The organism is Micromonospora mangrovicola, assembly GCF_047200535.1.
Classification (GTDB): domain Bacteria; phylum Actinomycetota; class Actinomycetes; order Mycobacteriales; family Micromonosporaceae; genus Micromonospora.
The window spans coordinates 15,952-37,740 of the sequence record NZ_JBJZOG010000035.1; the positions used below are offsets into that span (position 1 = coordinate 15,952).

General features: G+C 75.9%; 13 protein-coding genes. 8 read left to right on the forward strand and 5 right to left on the reverse strand.

Annotated elements, in window-relative coordinates:
* Nucleotides 1-41: 41 nt before the first annotated feature.
* The 4 genes from ACL02O_RS16360 to ACL02O_RS16375 form a co-directional block, all read right to left on the reverse strand.
* A complete protein-coding gene (locus tag ACL02O_RS16360; protein ID WP_412818929.1) occupies nt 42-647 on the reverse strand; it encodes a class I SAM-dependent methyltransferase in 606 nt (201 codons plus the stop codon).
* Between the two features lie 49 nt (nt 648-696).
* The gene (locus ACL02O_RS16365; RefSeq protein ID WP_412818930.1) at nt 697-1,299 is read right to left on the reverse strand and encodes a phosphatase PAP2 family protein; all 603 of its coding nucleotides are present in this window, start codon (nt 1,297-1,299) and stop codon (nt 697-699) included.
* A 281-nt stretch (nt 1,300-1,580) separates the two neighbouring features.
* Nucleotides 1,581-2,285 carry a CBS domain-containing protein gene (locus ACL02O_RS16370; RefSeq protein ID WP_412818931.1) on the reverse strand — a complete coding sequence of 235 codons (705 nt, stop codon included), beginning with the start codon at nt 2,283-2,285 and terminating at the stop codon, nt 1,581-1,583.
* Nucleotides 2,286-2,380: 95 nt separating this feature from the next.
* Nucleotides 2,381-4,522, reverse strand: a complete 2,142-nt coding sequence (locus ACL02O_RS16375; RefSeq protein WP_412818932.1) for a molybdopterin-containing oxidoreductase family protein — start codon at nt 4,520-4,522, stop codon at nt 2,381-2,383.
* Between the two features lie 96 nt (nt 4,523-4,618).
* Between ACL02O_RS16375 and ACL02O_RS16380 the strand changes: the two genes are divergently transcribed.
* Complete coding sequence (locus ACL02O_RS16380; protein WP_412818933.1) at nt 4,619-5,212, forward strand: maleylpyruvate isomerase N-terminal domain-containing protein; 594 nt, start codon at nt 4,619-4,621, stop codon at nt 5,210-5,212.
* A 78-nt stretch (nt 5,213-5,290) separates the two neighbouring features.
* Nucleotides 5,291-5,689, forward strand: a complete 399-nt coding sequence (locus tag ACL02O_RS16385; protein WP_412818934.1) for an NUDIX hydrolase — start codon at nt 5,291-5,293, stop codon at nt 5,687-5,689.
* A gap of 207 nt (nt 5,690-5,896) precedes the next feature.
* On the opposite strand, the gene ACL02O_RS16390 is transcribed toward ACL02O_RS16385, so the two are convergent.
* Nucleotides 5,897-7,207, reverse strand: a complete 1,311-nt coding sequence (locus tag ACL02O_RS16390; RefSeq protein WP_412818935.1) for an aminotransferase-like domain-containing protein — start codon at nt 7,205-7,207, stop codon at nt 5,897-5,899.
* A gap of 98 nt (nt 7,208-7,305) precedes the next feature.
* Here ACL02O_RS16390 and ACL02O_RS16395 point away from each other — a divergent pair, with 98 nt between their 5' ends.
* The 6 genes from ACL02O_RS16395 (at nt 7,306) to ACL02O_RS16420 (ending at nt 21,756) form a co-directional block, all read left to right on the forward strand.
* The gene (locus ACL02O_RS16395; protein ID WP_412818936.1) at nt 7,306-8,574 is read left to right on the forward strand and encodes an MFS transporter; all 1,269 of its coding nucleotides are present in this window, start codon (nt 7,306-7,308) and stop codon (nt 8,572-8,574) included.
* Between the two features lie 74 nt (nt 8,575-8,648).
* Nucleotides 8,649-9,044 (forward strand): DUF2267 domain-containing protein, encoded by a 396-nt coding sequence (locus ACL02O_RS16400; protein WP_412818937.1) that lies wholly within the window; start codon nt 8,649-8,651, stop codon nt 9,042-9,044.
* Between the two features lie 340 nt (nt 9,045-9,384).
* Nucleotides 9,385-12,843, forward strand: coding sequence for an AMP-binding protein (locus tag ACL02O_RS16405; protein ID WP_412818938.1), 3,459 nt, complete (start codon nt 9,385-9,387; stop codon nt 12,841-12,843).
* Nucleotides 12,840-15,920, forward strand: a complete 3,081-nt coding sequence (locus ACL02O_RS16410) for a thioesterase domain-containing protein (protein WP_412818939.1) — start codon at nt 12,840-12,842, stop codon at nt 15,918-15,920. Before ACL02O_RS16405 ends, ACL02O_RS16410 begins: the two co-directional genes overlap by 4 nt.
* Nucleotides 15,917-18,226, forward strand: a complete 2,310-nt coding sequence (locus ACL02O_RS16415) for a lantibiotic dehydratase (protein WP_412818940.1) — start codon at nt 15,917-15,919, stop codon at nt 18,224-18,226. Before ACL02O_RS16410 ends, ACL02O_RS16415 begins: the two co-directional genes overlap by 4 nt.
* Entirely contained in the window at nt 18,223-21,756 is a 3,534-nt protein-coding gene (locus ACL02O_RS16420) for an amino acid adenylation domain-containing protein (RefSeq protein WP_412818941.1), read from the forward strand. The genes ACL02O_RS16415 and ACL02O_RS16420 overlap by 4 nt, the downstream gene beginning before the upstream one ends.
* Nucleotides 21,757-21,789 lie beyond the last annotated feature (33 nt).

The window sequence follows — 21,789 nt, forward strand, 5'->3', positions numbered from 1 at the left end:
CCGCCGGTCGGCGATCGGGCGGGCGCGGGGCGCGGGACCGGTCAGGCCGCCGGCTTGCGCAGCACGGTCACCGCCCAGTCGGCATCGTCGTGCCAGGGGCGCAGGTCCCAGGTGGCGAAGCGGTGCTCCACCCGTAGCCCCGCCGCCACCGCGTCGGCGTCGAGGTCGGTGACCGGATAGCTCCGCCGGGTGTCGAAGCCGACCACCACCAGGCCGTCCGGCCGGACGTGCGCGGCGATCCGGGCCAGCACGGTCCGCTCGGTGCCGGCGGCCACGAAGACCATCACGTTGCCGGCGACCACCGCCGCGTCGAACGGCTCCGGCTCGCCCTGCGCCGCCAGGTCCAGTTCGGCGAGGTCGGCGACCAGGAAACGCGGGCCGGGATGGTCGGCGCGGGCGGCCTCGACCAGCGCCGGATCGGCGTCCACGCCGACCACCGGGTGGCCGCGCGCGGCCAGCGCGGCGGCGACCCGCCCGGTGCCGCTGCCGGCGTCCAGGATCCGCGCGCCCGGCGGCACGAGCGCATCCACCAGCCGGGCCTCACCGGCGAGGTCCGCGCCCTCGGCGGCGAGCTGGCGGAACCGGTCGATGTACCACTGCGAGTGTCCCGGCTTGGTCTCGGTCACCCAGCGGGTCGGCTTGCCCATGGCGTCACCGTATCTGATCTTGCAGGGTCGGGCGCGGGGAACGGGCGGCTCAGGTGACGGCGAGGAAGGTGGCGGCGGCGAGCGGGACGCCCGCGAGCGTGCCGGCGACGACCTGCGTCCAGGTGTGGTCGCGCAGCTCGACCCGGGACCACGCGACCGCCGCGACCAGCACCCACCCGAGATGCAGCGCCGGACCGAAGAGCAGCACCAGGACGGTGGCGGTGGCGGCGGCGCAGGCGGCGTGGATGCTCAGCTTCCACCAGTGGTTCACCACGGTGCACGCCGCGCCCACCACGAAGATGACCAGGATCATCGCGAACAGCACGGCCGGGGCGCGCAGTGCGGCGAGCAGGGCCAGCCCCACGGCCACCGAGGCCAGGCCGGTCAGCAGCGGCCGGGCCCGTTGGGTCCGGTCGCCGACGTGCCGGTCGCTCAGCGTGCCCCGGCGTACGCCGTGGACCAGCACGGCGATCGGGATGACCGCGCAGAACAACAGCGCGGTGCCGCCCCAGAGCAGGAACTGGCGCAGGTCGTGGCTGACCCGGGCGGCGCCCAGCAGCGGCATCGTGGTGACCAGGACTCCCGGGGCGAGCACCTCGGTGAGCAGTCGGGCGAGTCGGGTGCTGACGGCGCGTTCCATGGTCGCTCGCACCGGGTCATCCTGCGGGGTGGCGTCGGTCATGGTCAACTGGGCTGGCCGTGTCGAACCGGCTAATGCCTGTCGATCGACCAGTCGAGCTACATATGCCGATGAGGGCCGCCCTGCTGCGTCGGCTCGCCCGCTGGTCAACGCGGCGCTCGGGGCGGCCGAGCACGCCCTGGCCCGATCGCCGGCGTTCAGCTGGACCGCCGCGCTGGTGCTAAACGCCCCGGCCGAAGGCTGAGCCGCCGGCGTCGCCCCAGGCCCGACGCCGGCGGTGCGGGGGCAGGCCGTCAGGCGATGCCGGCCGGGGTGGTCGCGCCGGCCCGGAACGCGGACATCGGCGCGTCGTCGATCGCGTACCCGAGCGCGTCGACCACCTCGACCACGCCGCTCACCTGGCGGGTCATCCGCAGCGCGAGGTGCACCGTCGACCAGCGGTCGAGCTGCCCGGTGAGGGTCACCACCCCGCCCGACACGGTCACGTCGACCACGCCGTCGGCAACGCCGAGAGTGTGGTGCAGCACCTCGTCGACCACGTCCCGCCGGATGTCGGCGTCGGGCCGCAGGTGCACCTTCAGCAGGTCGCCGCGGGTCACGATGCCGATCAGGCGACCGAGGTCGTCGATCACCGGCAGCCGCTTCACGTGCCGCTCGTCCATGAGCCGGGCCGCCTCGACCAGCGAGGCGTCCGGCTGCACGGTGACCGGGGGAGCGGTCATCAGGTCGGCGGCCAGGGTGGCGCCGGCCTTCGCCCGGGCCTCCCGCTGGTGCCGGCTCGGGAAGATCCGCCGTTCCTGCGGCTGTCCCAGCAGCTCGACCTTGTACAGCAGGTCCGCCTCGGAGACCACGCCGAGCACCCGCCGCGCGCCGTCCACCACCGGCACCGCAGTCACGTGCCGGTCGGTCAGCACGTCGACGATCTCCCGGTACGCCGCGCCCTCTCCCACCGCCGCCACGTCGGTGGTCATCACGTCCTGCACCTGCCACGTACGCATGGCTGCCTCCTCGCTTCCACCTTTGACGCTAGGGGCGGCGGGTGGCCGGGGGCAGGGGCGCAGGGACCGCCCGGGCGGGCCGGAAGTCCCGGTGCTCAGCCGGCCGGCGCGACCGCGACGTCCATCACCGGCGGCTGTGCCGGCACGGCGGCCGCGTCGGCGGGTGGGTCGGCCGTCAGCAGCTCGGTCGGCACCGGCTCGACCTCGACCCGGCAGTCGTGGAACGTCGGCCCGCCGCCCAGGTCGGTGTCGCGCACCGCGGTGACCGCGTTGACGGTCGCCCGCCCCGGGCTCAGCCGTGCCCAGTACGCCTTGTAGGTGAATGCCAGCCCGGGCCGGGTCGCGTCGTCCACGGCCACCGCCGCCAGGAACGCGCCCCGGTCGTTGCGCACCCGCACCGCGTCGCCGTCGGCGAGCCCGCGCGCCGCCGCGTCGTCCGGGTGCAGGTGCACCCGCGGCGGGCCGGCCCGCCTGCTGTGCCACGGCAGCGAGGCGAAGGTGGAGTTCATCAGGAACCGCCCGGCCGGCGCGAGCAGCACCAGCGGGAACCGGCGGGCCAGCGCCGCGTCGCCCGCCTCGGCCGGCGGGGTGAAGCCGGGCACGGGATCCACGCCGAGCCGGGCCAGGGCCGGGTCGTGCAGCCGGGCCCGGCCGTCGGGGGTGGGGAAGCCGCCCTCGGCGTACGGGGCCGCCCCGACCGCCACCCCGGTGGTCCGGGCGTACGTCCGCCGGCCCAGCTCCTCGAAGCTGACCGGGGAGTCCCGCAGCAGCTGCCGGGCCAGCTCCTCGTCGCTGTCGCGCAGCCGGGGGTGGTCGATCCCGAGCGCGGCGGCGATCCGGCGGAAGATCTCGGTGTTCGGCAGCGCCTCGCCGGGTGCCTCGGTGGCCGGCAGGTTCAGGGTCGTGTAGTGGTGCCCGTACGAGGTCTGCAGGTCGAGGTGCTCCGGCTGCATGGTGGCCGGCAGCACCACGTCGGCGTAGTCGCAGGTGTCGGTCCAGCGCTGCTCCAGCACCACGGTGTGCAGGTCGTCCCGGCGCAGGCCGGCGAGCAGCCGGTTCTGGTCGGGGAGGGTGGCCACCGGGTTGGCGTTGAACACCACCAGCGAGGTCACCGGCGGGTCGGCCTCCCCGGTGAGCGTCGCGGCCAGCCGGCTCATGTTCACCGAGCGGGCGGGCGGGGCGGGCATGCCGGCCGGCCGCACGACCGCGTCGAGCGGCACCTGGTGGTGCCCGCTGGTGGATACGAGCGCGCCGCCGCCCGGGTACCGGAAGTCGCCGGTGACCAGCGGCAGCGCGCAGATCGCCCGGATCGCCTGGCCGGCGCCGTGGTGCCGTTGCAGGCCCAGCCCGACCCGGACCGCGGTGGGCCGGGTGGCGGCGATCCGTTCGGCGAGCCGCCGGACCACCTCGACCGGGAGGCCGCACTCGGCGGCGGCCCGCTCCACCGGCCATTCGGCGAGCCGGGCCGCCAGCTCCGGCCAGCCGACGGTGTGCGCGGCCAGCCACGCCTCGTCCGCCGCGCCGGCGTCCAGGACGCCGCGCATCAGGCCCAGCGCCAGCGCCGCGTCGGTGCCGGGCAGCGGGGCGACGTGCTCGTCGCTGCGCGCCGCGGTGTCGGTGCGCAGCGGGTCGATCGTGACCAGGTACGCGCCACGCTCCCGGGCCTGCTGCACGAACGGCCACAGGTGCAGGTTGGTGGCGAGCGGGTTGCCGCCCCAGAGCACGATCAGCTTGGCGTCCACGATGGACTCCGGCTCGAAGCCGACGGAGCTGCCGTAGATCGAGCGCAGCGCGGCCCGTGCGGCCGCCGTGCAGATGGTGGTGTCGAGCCGGGACGCGCCCAGGTACGCGAAGAGCCGCGGCCCCATCGTCCAGCCCTGCACGTACCCCATGGTGCCGGCGAAGTAGTAGGGCAGCACGGCCTCCGGACCGTCCCGGTCGATGCTCGTGCGCAGCCCGGCGGCGACCCGGTCGAGCGCCTCGTCCCAGCTCGCCGGCCGGTAGGAGACCCGCCCGGCTCCCTTCGGCCCGGTCCGCACGTACGGGGTGGTCAGCCGGTCGGGGCCGTTGACCGCGTCGAGGTAGCGGTTGACCTTGCCGCAGAGCGCGCCCCGGGTGAACGGGTGGTCGCGGTCGCCGCGCAGCGCGACGGCCCGACCGTCCTCCACGGTGAGCTGCCAGACGCAGGTGTCCGGGCAGTCCAGCGGGCAGGCGCCGGGATGGGTGGTACGGGCCATGCGGCGAGCCTATCGAGCCGCCTGCGCGGTGTGGGGCGGCGGCGAGGGGCCGGCTCGGGCAGGATGGACCGCGGGACCGGACCTGGGGAGGGCACGATGACGGTCACCGCCGACGATCTGGATGCCGCGGCGTCGCGGGTGGCGGCGGCCCTGGGGCCGGTGACCGCCGCCGACTGGTCGCAGCGGGTCGGATCGTTGGAGTGGGACTGCCGGCACACCGCCGAGCACCTCGGCGACACTCTGCTGTCGTACGCGGCCCAGTTGGTGGCCCGCCCGGACGACCGGTACGTGTGCTTCGTCGCCGCCGCCGAGCCGGACGCCTCGGCGGCCCAGTTGCTGGAGTTCGCCGTCTGCGCGGCCCGGATGCTCGCCCTGGTGGCCCGCGGCACCCCGGCCGGGGTGCGGGCGTTCCATCCCACCGGCCGCGCCGATCCGGAGGGCTTCGTGGCCATGGGCTGCGTCGAGGTGCTCCTGCACGGGGAGGACATCGCAGCCGGCCTCGGCGTGGCCGTCGACCCGCCGCGTCCGGCCTGCGCGCGGGTCGTCGCCCGGCTCTTCCCGGATGTGGCCGCCGGCCTGGCCGACGTCGACCCGTGGGACGCGCTGCGCTGGTGCGCGGGCCGGATCGCGCTGCCCGGCCGGCCACCTCGGGGCCGCTGGCAGTGGCGGGGTGCTCCGATCGGGGGCTGACCGGCGCGGGCGCCGCCGCGCACCGGGAGAGTGCGGGGTGACCTACCGTGGGCTCCGGAGTCGAGACCGGGGGAGCGCGTGCGCGAGATTGACAAGGTTGCCTGGATCCGGATCGAGGACGGTCGGGTGCTGAGCACCCGGTCCCGGGGCAAGGAGGTCTGGTACCTGCCCGGTGGCAAGCGCGAGGCGGGTGAGACCGACCTGGAGACCCTGGTCCGGGAGATCGCCGAGGAACTGGCCGTCACGGTCGTGCCGGAGTCGGCGGTGCACGTCGGCACGTTCACCGCGCAGGCGCACGGCCACGCCACCGGGACGCTGGTCCGGATGACCTGTTACACCGCCGACCACCGGGGCACGCCACGGCCGGCGAGCGAGATCGAGGAAGTGGCCTGGCTCGGCTACGCCGATCGGCCCCGGGTCTCCCCGGTCGATCAGCTCATCTTCGACCATCTGCGGGCGGCCGGCGCGTTGCGCTGACGCCTCCGCCCGCGACCCGCACGAGGCGCGGACCGCCCGCCCGACGACCTCGGGTCGCGCCCGGCTGACCAGACACGCTGCTGCGACCACTGTTGGCCCTAAACGACGTCGGGACGCGTGCGGGTGTGGCGGAACCCGGACCGGGAGGAGCCGATCCGGGAGCGTCGGCCGACGTGGCGACGGACGGAGAGCGGGGCCGCGCGGTGTTCAGCCGGACAGCAGCCGGGCCAGGGCGCGTAGCGCGGTGCGGACGGTCTGCTCGTCGGCGCTGAGACTGACCCGCAGCCCGGGTGGCGCGCCGCGCCGGGCCGCGAACTCCTCCACCCCGGCCACCGCGACGCCCCGGCGCCGGGCCAGCGCGGTGACCGCCTCGGCGTCGTGGTCGAGTCGTACCCAGGCGAAGGGTGCCGCTCCGTCGGCGGCCACCCGGTCGCCGAGCAGGTCCCGGGCGAGCGCGGCCCGGCCGGCCAGCTCGGCGGCGCGGGCGGCGGCGAGCTGGCGGGCGGTCCCGTTCAGCACCAGCTGGGTGGCGACCTCGGCGACCAGCGGCGCGGGCGCCCAGGCCAGGGCGCGGGCGGCGGCGCGCAGCGGTTCGGCCAGCGCCGCCGGGGCGTACCAGTAGCCGATCCGCAGCCCGGGGGCGAGGGTCTTGGTGATGCCGGCGAGATGCACGGTGCGCGGATGCCAGGCGGCGACCGGTGGCGGCCGGTCCGGCCGCAGCGCGCCGAACGGGTCCTCCTCGACGACCGTGAGGTCGTGCGCGGCGGCGACGGCGGCGATCTCCCGACGGCGCTCCGCCGGCATGGTTACCCCGGTCGGGTTGTGCAGGGTGGGGTGCAGGTGCAGCGCCGCCACCCGCCGGCGTGCGCAGAGCCGGTCGATCGCGTCCGGGCGTGCCCCGGCCACGTCGCTGGGCACGGTGGCCAGTTCGACGCGGAGCAGCCGGGCGGCGGCGAGCAGCCCCGGGTTGGTCAGCTCGGTGGTCACCACCACCTGGCGGGGCTGGGCCACGGCGGCCAGGGCGGCGGCCAGGCCGTGCTGGCCGCCCGCGGTCACCTCCACGGTGTCCGGGGCGGGCTGCCAACCGGCGTGGGCCATCCACCGGGCACCGGCGATGCGGTGCCGCACCGCGTCGGCGTCCTCCGCGCCGACCGCGAGGGGGTCGGCGGCGATCCGGTGCAGGATCGGCGCGACGGCCCGGTGCACCGGGCCGTGCCCGGGCGGATGCACGGCGGCCACGTCCAGCACCGGCACGCCGGCGGCCGGCGGGGTGGGCGCGGGGGCGACGAAGGTGCCCCGGCCGACCTCGCCGCTGAGCAGGCCGCGTCGGGCCGCCACCTGGTAGGCGCGGCCGACGGTGGCGATGGTGACCCCGAGCCGGCGGGCCAGCTCCCGCTGCGGCGGCAGCCGGTCGCCGGGGGAGAGCCGGCCGGCCGCGATGTCGGCGCCGATCGCGTCGGCGAGCGCCAGGTAGCGGGGCCCGGCCCCGGGCAGGCCCACGGGCTCCCAGATTGTCACCGTGACAATCTAGCCGCCGGAGGGCGCGCCCGCCGCCGGATTGTCACCGTGACAATCTGGCCGGTCGGCTTCCCGGGTACGCGCCGGACGCTCTCCGCATGACCGTCACCTCCGCCGCCCTCTGGCGGCACGCCACCTTCCGCCGGCTCTGGTTCTCCGATGCGGTCAGCACCCTCGGCACCCACGTCACCACGGTGGCGCTGCCGCTGGCCGCGCTGACCGTGCTGGGCGCCGGGCCGACCGGGGTGGCCGCGCTGACCGCCGCGACCACCCTGCCGTACCTGCTGCTGGGTCTCCCCGCCGGGCCGATCGTGGACCGGCTTCCCCGCCGGGCCGTGCTCGTCGCCACCGACCTGCTCCGGGCTCTCCTGCTGGCCAGCGTGCCGCTCGCCTGGGCGGCCGGCGTGCTGAGCCTCGCCCAGCTCGTCGTGGTGGCGCTGCTTGCCGGCTGCGCCACCGTGCTGTTCGACGTCGCCTACTTCGCCGCCGTGCCGGCGGTGGTACCGGCCGCGCGGCTCGCCGACGCCAACGCCCGCCTCGAGGCGACCCGGGCGATCGGGCAGACCGCCGGGCCGGGCCTGGCCGGAGTGCTGGTCGGGACTCTCGGCGCGCCGGTCGCGCTGCTGGCCGACGTGGCCAGCTTCGTCGTTTCGGCCCTCTTCCTCGCCGGCACGCCCCGGCTGGCCCGGTCGGCCGTGCCGGGTGGGGCCGGGGTCTGGCAGGACGCCCTCGGCGGGATCCGCTTCGTGTTCCGCGACAAGGTCGTCCGGGCGCTGACCCTCTGCTCCGGCCTGACCAACCTCTGGCACGCCGGGTTCCTGGCCATGCTGCTGGTGTACGCGGTCCGCGAGCTGCGCCTGCCCGCCGCCACGGTCGGTCTGCTGGTCGCTGGCGCCAACGTCGGGTATCTGCTCGGCGCGGCGGTGGCCGGTCGGGCCCGGGTCCGCCTCGGCGTCGGGCGGGCGGTCACCGGGGCGGCGGTGCTCCAGGCCGGCGCGGCGCTGGTGCTGCTGCCGCATCCGCTCGGCATCGGCGCCGGGCTGGCGGTGAACGCCTTCGCCAGCGGGCTCTACAACGTCAACGCGGTCAGCCTCCGGCAGGCCGCCACACCGCCCGCTCTGCTGTCCCGGATGACCGCCACCAGCCGGTTCGTCATCTGGGGGGCGATGCCGCTCGGTGCGGCCCTCGGCGGCGCGCTGACCGGGCTGCTGGGTGCGCCGGCCTATCTCGCGCTGGCCGCGGCGGGGATGGCCGCGGCGGCGCTGGTCACCCGTTGCTCGCCGGTCTGGCGTACCCGGGACTTCCCGGCCCCGGCGGACCTCGCCGTCCCGGTGGCGGCCGCCGACGCGGTCCCGCTCGGCGCGTGACCGCCGTTTGCCGCCGTCGGCGGGGGGTAACCGGCGGCGGCTGACGGCGGCCCGGTGGGCGACAGGAGGCGGACGTGCGGTTTCCCCGATTCGTCGAGGCGGTGTCCCGCCGCTCCGAGTTGCCCACCGAGCAGGCCGCCACGATCTCCCGCGCGGTGTTGCAGACCCTCGCCGACCGGTTGACCGGCGGCGAGTCGGCCGACCTTGCGGCCCAGTTGCCCGACGAGCTGAGCGGCTACCTCACCGCACCGGCCGGCGGCGGCTGGGACGGGGGAGCGGTGACCTTCCTCGGGCGGGTGGCGGACCGGGCCGGGGTGGACCCGGCGGTCGCCGAGGTGGGCACCCGGGCGGTGCTGGAGACGCTGCGGGAAGCGGTCACCGTCGGCGAGTTCCGGGACCTGGTGGCGCAGTTGCCGAAGGGCTTCGACGCGATGGTCGACCCGATCCCCCGTCCGCCGTACGATCGGTGAGGAAGCTCCCCCGGGTCGGGGTTGAGCTGCGGCGGAGTCGCCGCGCGGACGAAGATTCCACCGTCCGGAAGTATTTTCACCGGAAAATAACTCGCGAGTAGGTCCGTACGTCGAAAATCGTCTTCGCGCTAGGGGGATGATCGGACGAAATCCGCCGTCCGACGTTCCAGGGGGTCGTCCCCTCTTCGGGCTGACCCCGATCGATTCCCTTCCCATCGAGAGATTGAGCTTTATTCTGCTTCCATTGTGAAGTCCTGGGGGGGATTCATGGTTACATCCGTCGATCGCTGCGCGCCTGTCGTCTGTGGAGAGACATCAGCTCTCTGACATGGCTAAACCGATGATCATCAATCGTTTCGGTGAGGTCGCAGATCGTCACGGTGATCGTCCGGCCCTACTCGGCGAGACCCACGAGGTCCGGTACGCCGAGCTGGCCGGCGCGGCCGGGGGGCACGCGGCCGCGTTCGTCGCCGCCGGCGCCCGACCCGGCGACCGGATCGCACTGCTCACCGCACACGGCACGCCGACCGTCGCGGCGCTCCTGGGCGCCCTCGCCGCCGGCTGCGCGTACGTGCCGCTCGACCCGGGCTTCCCGGTCGACCGGCTGCGCCACATGCTCGCCGCCGCCGGGGTCGACCTCGTCGCCTGCGCCGCCGAGCATCGTGAGCTGGCTCGCGAACTGGCCGGCGACCGGACCGTGGTGCCGCTGGACGACGTGCCGGCCGCCGCGCTGGCGCCGGCCCCGGTCGACCCCGACGCACTCGCCTACGTACTGTTCACCTCGGGCTCCACCGGCGTGCCCAAGGCGGTCGGGCAGACCCACCGCAATCTGGCGCACGTCGTCGACAACCAGATCGGCGCACTGGCCATCGGGCCGGCCGACCGGCTCAGCCTGCTCGCCTCGTTCAGCTTCGACGCCGCCATCCCCGACCTCTACCCGGCGCTGCTCACCGGCGCCACGGTGGTCCCGGTGGACCTGCGCCGGCACGGGCTCGCGTACGCCGTCGAACAGCTCGACCGGCACCGGGTGACCGTGCTGCACTGCACGCCCACGGTCTACCGCCACCTGCTCGACACCCTCGGCGAGCGGCGGCTCGACGCCGTCCGGGTGGTGCTGCTCGGCGGCGAGCAGGCCGGCTACGCCGACGCGGCCCGCGGCCGCGGCCGGTTCGCCCCCGACTGCGAGCTGGTCAACGGCTACGGCGCCACCGAGATGACCTTCGTCGCCCGGTACGCCCTGCCACTGTCCACCGTCGACGCGGCCGCCGTCGGCCCGCTGCCGATCGGCGCCGCGTTCCCCGGCTACGAGCTGCACCTCGCCCCGGACACCGCGGAGATCGTGGTCCGCAGCCCGCACCTCGCCCCCGGCTACCTCAACCAGGACAGCGACCGGTTCACCGTGGACGCCGACGGGGTGCGGGCGTACCGCACCGGCGACCTCGGCCGCCGGCTGCCCGGTGGCGACCTGGTCTGCCTCGGCCGGCTCGACCGGCAGGTCAAGGTGCGCGGTCACCGGGTCGAGCTGACCGAGATCGAGGCGCTGCTCGCCGCCCAGCCCGGCGTGGCCGGGGTGCGGGCCATCGCCCGCGACGGCGAGCTGCTCGCGTACGCCCGACCGACCGCCGGGACCCGGCCGGACGGGACGGCGCTGCGGACCGCCCTCGCCGCGACGCTGCCCGGGTACGCGCTGCCCCGTGCGGTGCTGGTGCTCGACGAGTTCCCGCTCACCGTCACCGGAAAGGTCGACGAGCGCGCGTTGCCCGCCCCGGCCGGGGAGGTACCCGCCGGCGCCGCCCCGGCCACCGCCACCGAGCGCGCCGTGCACGACATCTGGTGCGCGGTGCTCGGCCGGGCGGCGGTCGGCCGCACCGACAGCTTCTTCGACGTCGGCGGCCAGTCCCTGCTCCTCGGCCAGGTGCAGCAGCGGCTGGCCGAGCGGTTCGGGACCCGGCTGCCCCTGCTGCGCCTGTTCGACCACCCGACGGTGGCCGCCCAGGCGGCGCTGCTCGACGCCCCGGCCGAGGCGGTCCACGCGCCGGTGCTGCCCGCGCCGGCCGCGCCCGCCACCGCGGCCCGCGAGTACACCGGCGACGAGATCGCCGTGGTTGGACTGGCCGGGCGCTTCCCCGGTGCCCCGGACGTGGCCACCTACTGGTGGAACCTCTGCACCGGCGTCGACTCGATCCACGACCACACTGAAGCTGAGCTGGCCGCGCTCGGCATCGGGCCGGGGCTGCGCAACGATCCCCGGCACGTGCGGGCCCTCGGCCGGCTCGACGGGGCGGCCGACTTCGACGCCGAGTTCTTCTCCTTCCGCGCCGACGAGGCCGCCCGCACCGACCCGCAGCACCGGCTCTTCCTGGAGACCGCCTGGGAGGCGCTGGAGGACGCCGGGCACGACCCGGCCCGGTTCCCCGGCCTGATCGGCGTCTACTCGGCCACCTCAGCCAACCGCTACTTCCTCTTCCACCTGCTCGACAACCCGGCCGTGGTCGGCGACGTGGACCCGGACGACTGGGAGGCCCGGCTGGTCGGCCGGCAGTTCACCGACCACCTGCCCGGACAGGTCGCGTACCGGCTGGGGCTGACCGGGCCGGCCCTCGCGGTGCAGAGCGCCTGCTCCAGCTCGCTGGTCGCGGTCTGCCTCGCCGCGCAGAGCCTCGCCGACTACCAGTGCGACATCGCCCTGGCCGGCGGGGTCACCGTCACCTGGCCCCGGCACCGGCACACCCCCGGCGGGATGGCCTCCCCGGACGGCCGCTGCCGCGCCTTCGACGAGGCCGCCAACGGATCCGGCTTCGGCTCCGGAGCCGGGGTGGTCGCGCTGCGCCGGCTCGCCGACGCGCAGGCCGACGGCGACCGGATCTACGCCGTCCTGCCCGGCTGGGCGGTCACCAACGACGGCCCGGACCGGGCCGGATACGCCGTACCCGGCCCGGCCGGGCAGGCCGCCGCCGTGGCCAACGCCCTGGCCACCGCCGAGGTCGCCCCCGGCGAGGTCGGCTTCGTCGAGGGCCACGGCAGCGGCACGCCGCTCGGCGACGCCATCGAGGTGGCCGCGCTGCACGAGGTGTACGCCGGTGCCGCCCCCGCCGACTCCTGCGCGCTCGGCTCGGTGAAGACCAACATCGGCCACCTCGACGCCGCCGCCGGCATCGCCGGGCTGATCAAGGCGGTGCTCGCCGTCCGGCACGGCGTCATCCCGCCGAACCTGCACTTCACCCGCCCGCACCCGGAGATCGACCTGGCCGCCGGCCCGTTCTACGTGCCCACCAAGGCCCGGGACTGGCCGGAGGCGCCGCGCCGGGTGGCCGGGGTCAGCGCCTTCGGCCTCGGCGGCACCAACGCGCACGTGGTGGTGGAGCAGCCCCCGCCGCAGGAGCCGGCCGAAAAGCCGGGCGACGGGCCGTGGCTGCTGCCGGTGTCCGCGCGTACCCCGGCGGCGCTGCAGGCGGCGCTGACCCGGCTGCGGACCCACCTGGCCGGCGCCGCCCCGACGCTGCCGGAGGTGGCCGCCACCCTGGCGCTGGGCCGGCGGGCCTTCGCCCACCGGGCGGCCGTGGTCGCCACGGACCTGCCCGGCGCGCTCGCCGCCCTGAACGAGCTGCTCGACACCGACGCCCGGATCGCCGGGCCGGGCGGCGCGCTGCGCGAGCTGGCCGCCGACTGGGTGGGCGGGCGGGACATCGACTGGACCGCCCTGCACCCCGAGGGCACGGTCCGCCGCACCGGCCTGCCCACGTACCCATTCCAGCGCCAGCGGTACTGGATCGACCCCGTGCAGAAAGGCCCACGTTGAACTGGTTCGTCTCCGCCGGAAGCCGACCCCAGGCGCCGGTGAGGTTGTTCTGCCTGCCCTACGCCGGCGCCGGCGCGAGCGCCTTCCGGCGCTGGCAGGAGGGGATCGGCCCGAACGTCGAGGTGCTCCCGGTGCAGCTGCCCGGCCGGGAAAACCGGATCAGCGAGGACCCGCGCTTCGACGTCGCCGACGTCGCCGCCGCCATCGCCTCCCGCGCCGACCGCCCCTACGCGATCTACGGCCACTCGATGGGCGGCCGGGTAGGCTTCGAGGTGGTCCGAGAGCTGCGCCGCGCCGGCCGGCCGCTGCCGCTGCGGCTCTACGTGGGCGGCGTCCGCGCCCCGCACGTCACCGCGCCCAGCCTCTTCGACGGGCTGTCCCAGGTGGACGACGAGGAGCTGCTGCGCCGTCTCGGCGAGGGCGGCGGACTCCCCGCCGAGCTGCTCGACCACCCCGAGCTGGTGGAGCTGCTGCTGCCGCTGCTGCGGGCCGACTTCGGCCGGGTGGACAGCTACCGGTACCTGCCCGGCGAGCCGCTGCCGGTGCCGGTCGTCGCCTTCACCGGCGTGCACGACCGGGCGGTGACCTGCGCCCACAGCGCCGCCTGGGCGGAGCACACCGCCGCCGGCTTCGCCCTGCACGAGATCGACGGCGGACACTTCTTCCTGCACGACCAGCTCCCCGAGCTGCTGGCGGCGATCCGTACCGACCTGGCCGAGGCGCTCGCCGCCCAGCCCGCCCCCGGTTCGCCGGCCGCTCCCGGCGCCGTGCACCGGGTGCCGCTCGGCGACACCGGCTGGTCGGTGTGGCGGGACGCGATCCTGCGCGGCACCGGCTTCCCGGCCGACGGGCTGACCCTGTTCCGCGCGCCACGAGCCGCCGCCGCGGCCGACGAACTGCTCGCCACCGGCACCGGCGAGGACCGGTTCGGCAAGGAATTCGACGAGGCGGTCCGCACCGCCGCCCACCAGCTCAGCGAGCTGGCCGGCCAGCCGCTGCTGCGCGAGGCCGTGACCTGGCAGAACAGCGGTGCTCTCGCCGCGCTGGACGGTCTCGTCAAGGGCGGCGGCGACGCGGCCCGCAACGTCCGCCGCCGGGATCGCGAGCGCGCCCTGGTGAAGTACTGGCAGCGCTACGCCGGCAAGAACGAGACCGTGGGCTTCTTCGGCCCCAGCTGCTGGGTCACCGTCGACCCGGATCAGCCCGAGGTCGCCCGGATCAGTCACGGGCCGGGGTTGACCCGCCGCCGCTGGGTCTGGTTCGAGTCGTGGGCGCTCACCGCGTACGCCGACACGCTCGGCGCGGACCTGGCGGTGCGCCGCTGGTGGCCGCCGATGCTCTGCTCCCACCTGAGCCTGCGCGACCGCGCGGTGCTGCGGCCCGGCCGGCCGCCGGTGGCCCTGTCCCCGGTGGAGGCGGCGCTGCTCGCCACCGTGGACGGCAGCCGGTCCGCGTACGACCTGGTGACCGACCCGGCCGTCGGGCTACGCCGCCCCGAGGACGGCTACGCGCTGCTGGACCGGCTGGTGGCCCGGGAGCTGATCACCTGGGACGCGGCGCTGCCGATCAGCCCCGAGGCGGAGCAGGTGCTCACCGAGCGGATCGGGGCCATCGGCGACGAACCGGCGCGGGCGGCGGCGAGCGCCGGGTGGGACCGGCTGCGGGCCGCCCGGGACGCCGTCGCCGTCGCGGCCGGCGACCCGGACCGGCTGCGCGCCGCGCTCGACGCGCTCAACGCCACCTTCACCGAGCTGACCGGAGCCGCGCCGCGGCGGCGCGACGGCCAGATGTACGCCGGCCGGACGATCTGCTACGAGGACACCAGCCGGGACCTCGACGTGGTCTTCGGCGCGCCGCTGCTGGCGGAGCTCGCCGCTCCGCTCGACGTGCTGCTGCGCGCCGCCCGGTGGATGGTCGGGGCGCTGGCCGAGGCGTACGGGAAGGTGTTCCGGGAGCTCTACGACGAGCTGCGCGCCGAGGCCGTCGACGGGCGGGTCACCCTGTCCGACCTGTGGTTCCTGGTGCAGGGCCTGTTCTGGGGCACCGGCGAGCGGCCGGTCGACGCGGTGTCCGCCGAGTTCGCGGCGCGCTGGGCCGGGCTGTTCGGGCTGGACGCGCTCCCCGCCGGCAGCACCGAGGTGCGGGTGCGGGTCGCCGACCTGGCCGCCCGGATCGACGAGGTCTTCCCCGGCACCCGCCCGGACTGGTCCAACGCCCTGATGCACAGCCCCGACCTGCAGATCTGCGCGACCGGCGTGCACGCGCTGCGCCGCGGCGAGTACAGCGTCGTCCTCGGCGAGCTGCACGCCGCCTGGTCGTCCTTCGACTGCGCGGTCTTCACCCCGTCGCACCCGGACGTCGAGCGGCTGCGCACGGCGCTCGCAGCCGACCTCGGCGAGCGGCGGATCCGGCTGCTGTTCCCGACCGACTGGCCGCGCCGCACCAGCCGCACCGCCGAGACGCTGGCCGGCCCGACCGACCGGCACCTGGCGTTCCAGTCGGCGCCGGGCGGGGAACCGGCCCGGGTACTGCCCACCGTGGACCTCACCGTCACCGACTGCGACGGCCGGCTGGTCGCCACCGCCTCCGACGGCCAGCGCTGGCCGCTCACCGAGGTCTTCGCCGGGCTGCTCAGCGCGCACGCGGTGGACGGATTCAAGCTGGTCGCCGCCGCGCCGTACACGCCCCGGATCACCCTCGACAACCTGGTGGTGGCCCGGCAGACCTGGCGGACCACGGTGGGGGAGAGCGGACTGGCCACGGTCACCGGGGAACGGGCCCGGTTCCTCGCGGTCCGGGCCTGGCGTCGCCGGCTCGGCCTGCCCGAGCAGGTCTACGTCAAGCTCGGCACCGAGACCAAGCCCTGCTTCGTCGACCTGGGCAGCCCCGCCTTCACCAACATGTTCTGCGCCCTGGTCCGGGCCGCCCGGGTCGACGGCGGCGACGGCGTGTCGCTGGTGGTCAGCGAGATGCTGCCCACCCCGGAGCAGGCATGGGTGCCCGACGGCGACGGCAAGCGGTACTTCAGCGAGCTGCGCCTGCAGATCGTCGACGATCACCTGGAGGACCCCCGATGAGCCACCTGCTGCCGCTCGGCGACACCGGCTGGTCGGTGTGGCGGGACGTGGTGCTGCGCACCGCCGGCTTCCCCGCGACCGGGCTCGACCGGTTCGCCGCACCGGAGGTGGCGGCCGTCGCCGACGCCCTGCTGGCCGGCGACGACAGTCCCGAAGTGCTCGACAAGGCGCTGCGCGATGCGTTCGCCGAATCCTCGGCGGTGCTCGGGGAGATCGCCGCGGATCCGCTGTTCCGCGAGGCGGTCACCTGGCAGAACCCGGACATGCTGTTCGCGCTCGACGGTCTGCTGCGGACCGACCCCGCGGCGCGCAACACCCGCCGACGCAAGCGGGAGATCGCGGTGCTGCGCTACTGGCAACGCTACTGCGGCAAGGCGGAGACCATCGGCTTCTTCGGACCGGTCTGCTGGGGTGCCGTCGACCCGGCCGAACCGCGCACCCGGCTGGCCCCCGGGCCCGGCCTGGTCGATCGCCGGGAGGTGTTCTTCGAGGCGTGGGCGTTGATGGCGTACGCCGACCGGCTCGCCGACGACCCGGCCGTCCGCCAGTGGTGGGCCCCGACGCTGCCGCCCCACCTGAAGGTCGAGGGACGGCGGCTGTGCCGGACGCTGCACGCGCCGGTCGAGCTGTCCGCCGTGGAGGCCCTCCTGCTCGCCGGGTGCGACGGCCGGACGCCGGCGGTCGAGCTGGTGGAGCGGGTCCGCGCCGAGGGCGGCTTGCGGACCGCCGCCGACGGCCTGCTGCTGCTGGACCGGCTGGTCGAACGGGGCCAGCTCTCCTGGGACGCCGGCCTGCCGAACGATCCCCGGGCCGAGCAGGTCCTCGACCGGCGGATCGCCGCGATCGGCGACCCCGCGGTGCGGGCCCGGGTGGCCGCCGACTTCGACCGGCTCCGGGCGGCCCGGGACGAGGTGGCCGCGGCCGCCGGGAACCCGGACCGACTCGGGGCGGGCCTCGCCGCGCTGAACGCCGAGTTCACCGCCGTCACCGGCCGGCCGGCCACCCGCCACAGCGGACAGATGTACACCGGCCGCACCATCGTCTACGAGGAGACCGGGCGGGACCTTCAGTTCGCCCCCGGGGCGGCGATCCTCGACGCGCTGGCCGATCCCCTCGCGGTGGTGCTCCAGGCCGCCCGCTGGCTGACCGCGGAGGTCGGCGCCGGCTGCGAACGCATCCTCGACGAGCTGTACGCCGAGCTCGCCGCGGCCGGCCCGGTGCAGCTGGCCGATCTGTGGGTGCTGGCCCAGGGCCTCGTGCTGGCACCCGACGGCCCGGTCGCCACGGCCGGGGCCGCCTTCACCGCCCGGTGGTCCGAGCTGTTCGGGCTGCAGGACGTGTCGCCGGAGCAGTCCGAGGTGCGACTGGACAGCGCCGAGCTGGCCGAGCGGGTCCGGCTCGTGTTCCCCGCCGACCGGCCCGGCTGGCCCTCCGCCCGGATCCACAGCCCGGACGTGCAGATCAGCGCCGCCAGCGTCGAGGCGCTCAACCGGGATGAATTCCTACTGGTCCTCGGTGAGCTGCACCCGGCCACCGTGCCGTTCGACAGCGCGGTGCTCACCCCTTTCCACGCCGAGCCGGCGACGCTGCGCGCCGGCATCGACGCCGACCTCGGCCCGGCCCGGATCCGGCTGCTCTACCCGGCCGACTTCCCCCGGCAGACGACCCGGACCACCTGGCACTTCGCCGGCCCGCTGGACCGGCAGCTCGGCATCGACACCGCCCGGGGCGGCGACGTCGACCGGCTGGTCCCGGTGACCGGGGTACGCGTCGAGTCCGTGGCGGGCGAGCTGGCCGCGGTGCTGCCCGACGGTTCCCGCTGGCCCCTGATGGAGGTGTTCGCCCACCTGCTCGGCTCGCTGCTGCTGGACAGTTTCAAGCTGGTGGCGCCGGCCGCGGTGACCCCGCGCATCACCATCGACCGGCTCGTCGTCGCCCGCCGCACCTGGCGCACCACGTTGGGCGAGTCCGGCCTGGCCGGTCACGTCGGCGAGGCCGAGCGGTACCTCGCCGTCCGGCGCTTCCGGGCCCGGCTCGGCCTGCCCGAGCGGGCCTTCGTCAAGGTCGGCACCGAGGTCAAGCCCTGCTACGTCGATCTGACCGGTCCGCTGTACGCGCAGTCGCTGTGCGCGATGGTCGACGCCGCCGCCCGCTCCGGCCCGGACGTCTCCCTGGTGGTCAGCGAGCTGCTGCCCGTGCCGGACCGGGCGTGGGTGACCGACACCCGCGGCGAGCGCTACGTCAGCGAGCTCCGGTTGCAGGTCACCGATCCTGCCACCTTCCGGACCAGTGAGGAGTCCCGGTGACCACGAACCCGCCCAACTCGGCCCTGTACGGCACCACGCTGCCGTACCCGGAGGCGACGCTGGTCGAGCTGATCGTCGCTCAGGCCGCCCGCACCCCGGACGCGGTCGCGGTGCGCCAGTGGGACGACGTGCTCAGCTACCGGCAGCTCGTCGCGCGCGCCGCCGAGCTGGCGGCGGTCCTGCGCGCGCAGGGCGTCGGACCGGAGACCCGGGTCGGCGTCTGCGCGTCGCGCCGGCCGGAGCTGGTGGTGACGGTGCTGGGCGTGCTGATGGCCGGCGGCTGCTACGTACCGCTGGACGCCGGCGGGCCGCGGCACCGGCTGCGGGACATCGTCGCCGACGCCGGGGTCGGCCTGGTGGTCGGCGACCTGGCCGAGGCGGAGTTCGGGGCGCTGCCGGGCATGCGGACGATCGCACCCACGGTCGCTCCGCCCGCCGCGCCGGCTGACCTGCCGGCCTGCCCGGTGGCCCCGGACAACACCGCCTACGTGCTGTTCACCTCCGGCTCGACGGGCCGGCCGAAGGGCGTGCTCACCACGCACCGCAACCTGGTCCAGTTCGTCGTCGGCTGTGCCGCCGACACCGACGCCGACCGGCACGTCCGGGCGCTCTGCTACGCCTCGCTCGGCTTCGACGCGGTCGTCATCGGGCTCTTCGTGCCGCTGGTGGTCGGTGGCTCGGTGCAGCTCATCGGCGACGAGGACCGGGCCGATCCGGACCGGATCCGGCGGTTCGCCGTCGCCCACGAGGTCAACTGGGGGCACCTCACCGTGCCGGTGCTGGCCCTGCTCGACCCCGCCGACCTGCCCGGCTGGCGGTTGGTGATGTGCGGCGGCGAGGCCGTCCCGGCCGACCTCGCCCGGCGGTGGTCCCGGGACCGCCGGTTCGTCGACACCTACGGACCCACCGAGACGACCGTGACGGCGGTCGCCGCCGAGCTGACCGGTCCCCTGACGGATCCGGTGTCCATCGGGCTCCCGGTGCCCAACCACCGGGCCTACGTGGTCGACGCCGACCTGCGGCTGGTCGAACCCGGCGCGGCGGGTGAACTGCTGATCGGCGGCCCCGGCCTGGCCACCGGGTACCTCAACCGGCCCGGCCTGACCGCCGAGAAGTTCGTGCCGGATCCCTTCTCCGGCCAGCCCGGACAGCGCCTCTACCGCACCGGCGACCTGGTCCGGCAGGAGCCCGACCACACCCTCGTCTTCCTCGGGCGCGCCGACCGGCAGCTCAAGATCCAGGGGCAGCGGATCGAGCCGGGCGAGATCGAGGCGGTGCTGCGGGAGCATCCCGAGGTGGGCGGCGCGGCGGTCGAGGCGGTGCCCGGCCCAGGTCGCACCGAACTGGTCGCCTTCCTCACCCCGGCCGACGCACCCGACCTCGCCCGGCTCCGCGGTCATCTCGCGGACCGGCTCACCCCCGCCATGCGGCCGAGCCGGGTGCTCCACCTGGACCGGCTGCCGGTCAGCGCGGTGACCGGAAAGCTCGACCGGGCGGCGCTGCGCGCCCTGGCCGCGCCGTCCGCCGCCGCGGAGCTCACCGCCGACGACGACGGCGACAACGGCGACGACCCCCTCCGCCGGCCGCTGGCCGGGTTCTGGCGGCGACTGGTCGGCGTGCCGGCCCGCGCGGACAGCGACTTCCTCGCCGACGGCGGCAACTCGATCGCGGCAATGCGGCTGGTCGCCGCGATCCGCGACGAGTTGGGCCGGCGGGTCGAGGTGGCGGACGTCTTCGCCGCCCGCACCTTCGCCGAACTGGTGGACCGGACGAGCCGGGCCGACCGCCTCCCCGAGCGGGAGCTGACCACCGGGAACCCACCCACCCTCGCCCCGCCGCAGCGGCGGCTCTGGTTCGTCGACCAGATCGCCCGCTCCAGCGCGCCGTACAACATCGCGCTGGCCCACCGACTCCACGGCGAGCTGGACACCGGCGCCCTGGGCGCGGCGCTGCGGGCCGTGGCCGAGCGGCACGACGTGCTGCGCTGGCGCATCCCACAGAGCGGCGGCGTGCCGTACGCAGTCTGCGAGGAGCCCACCGACGTGGCCGTCCCGGTGGTGGACCTGACCGGCCGGGCCGACGCCGAGGCCGAGCTGGCCGGGATGCTGGCCGCCGGTGCCGCGCACGCCTTCGACCTGGCCACCGGCCCGCCCTGGCAGGTGACCGTGTACCGGCTCGGCCCGGGCGAGCACGTGCTGGCCGTCACCCTGCACCACGCTGTCTTCGACGGCTGGTCCGAGGCGGTCTTCGCCGCAGACCTCGCCGCCGCGTACGGCCGGGCGGTGGCCGGCGAACCGGCCGCGCTGTCCGAGCCGGCGGCCCGGTACGCCGACTACGCGATCTGGCGGGCCGAGCGGGACCGGCGGCGGGGCGCCGCGGACCTGGACTGGTGGACCGAGCACCTGCGCGGCGCGCCGACCGTGCTGGACCTGCCCCGGGACCGGCCCAGGCCGGCGGTGCAGACGTACACCGGCGCGGAGGCCGCGGCCACCCTGACCGAGGCCGCCGACCGGGCGGTCCGCGGCCTGGCCCACCGGCACCGCACCACCGTTGCCGCGGTGCTGCTGGCCGGCTTCGGGGAACTGCTCAGCCGGCTCACCGGTGGCGACGACCACGTCCTCGGCGCGGTCATGGCCGACCGGCGGCTGGCCGCCTTCGACGACGTCGTCGGCTTCTTCATCGACACCGTGCCGGTTCGGGTCCGCACGGGCGGAGCCAGCTTCGCCGACCTGGTCGACCGCTGCGCCGTCGAGCTGCACGAGGTGACCGAGCACCCGGGCGCGCCCCTGGAGCGGATCGTCGACGCGCTGGGCGTGGGCCGGGACACCTCCCGCGCCCCGATGGTGCAGGTGCTGTTCAACGTGCTGAACTTCGTTCAGCCCCGGCTGGCGCTCCCCGGACTGACCGGCGATCCGGTGCCGGTGCCCCGGCCCGGTTCGCCCTTCGACATCACCGTCTACGTGGTCGAACGGGCCGGTCGGCTCGGCGTCGAACTGGTCTACAACCCGGACCTGTTCGACGCCGACCGGATCGCGGGGCTGCTGACGGACTTCGTCGCCCTGGTCGGCGCGCTGGCCGAGGCGCCGGACGCGAAGACCGCCGAGATCGCCGCCGGGCTACCCCGACCCGCCGTACGGGCGGCTCGGCTCGGCGCGATGACCGTCGCCGCCGCCGAGGCGCCCCGGCCGGTGCCGCTGCCCGCCGGCCCGGACGCGCTCACCGACACCGAGGAACTGATCGCCGGCATCTGGCGGGACGTGCTCGGCCGGGAGCGGGTCGGGGCCACCGACAACTTCTTCGACATCGGCGGTCACTCGATGGCCCTGGCCACCGTGCACGCCCGGCTCACCGAGGCCACCGGCCGCTCGATCACCATGCTCGACCTGTTCCGTCACCCGACCGTACGGGCCCTCGCCGCCAGCCTCGACGGCGCGGCCGACCGACCGGAACTGGCCCGCGCCGCGCTGCGCGCCGCCGCCCGGCGCGGCCGGGCCCGCCGAACCCCGCCCCGACGACCCCAGCAACCGTGACGGGCATCCCTCTCCGCCGCACCGCCTGAGCTA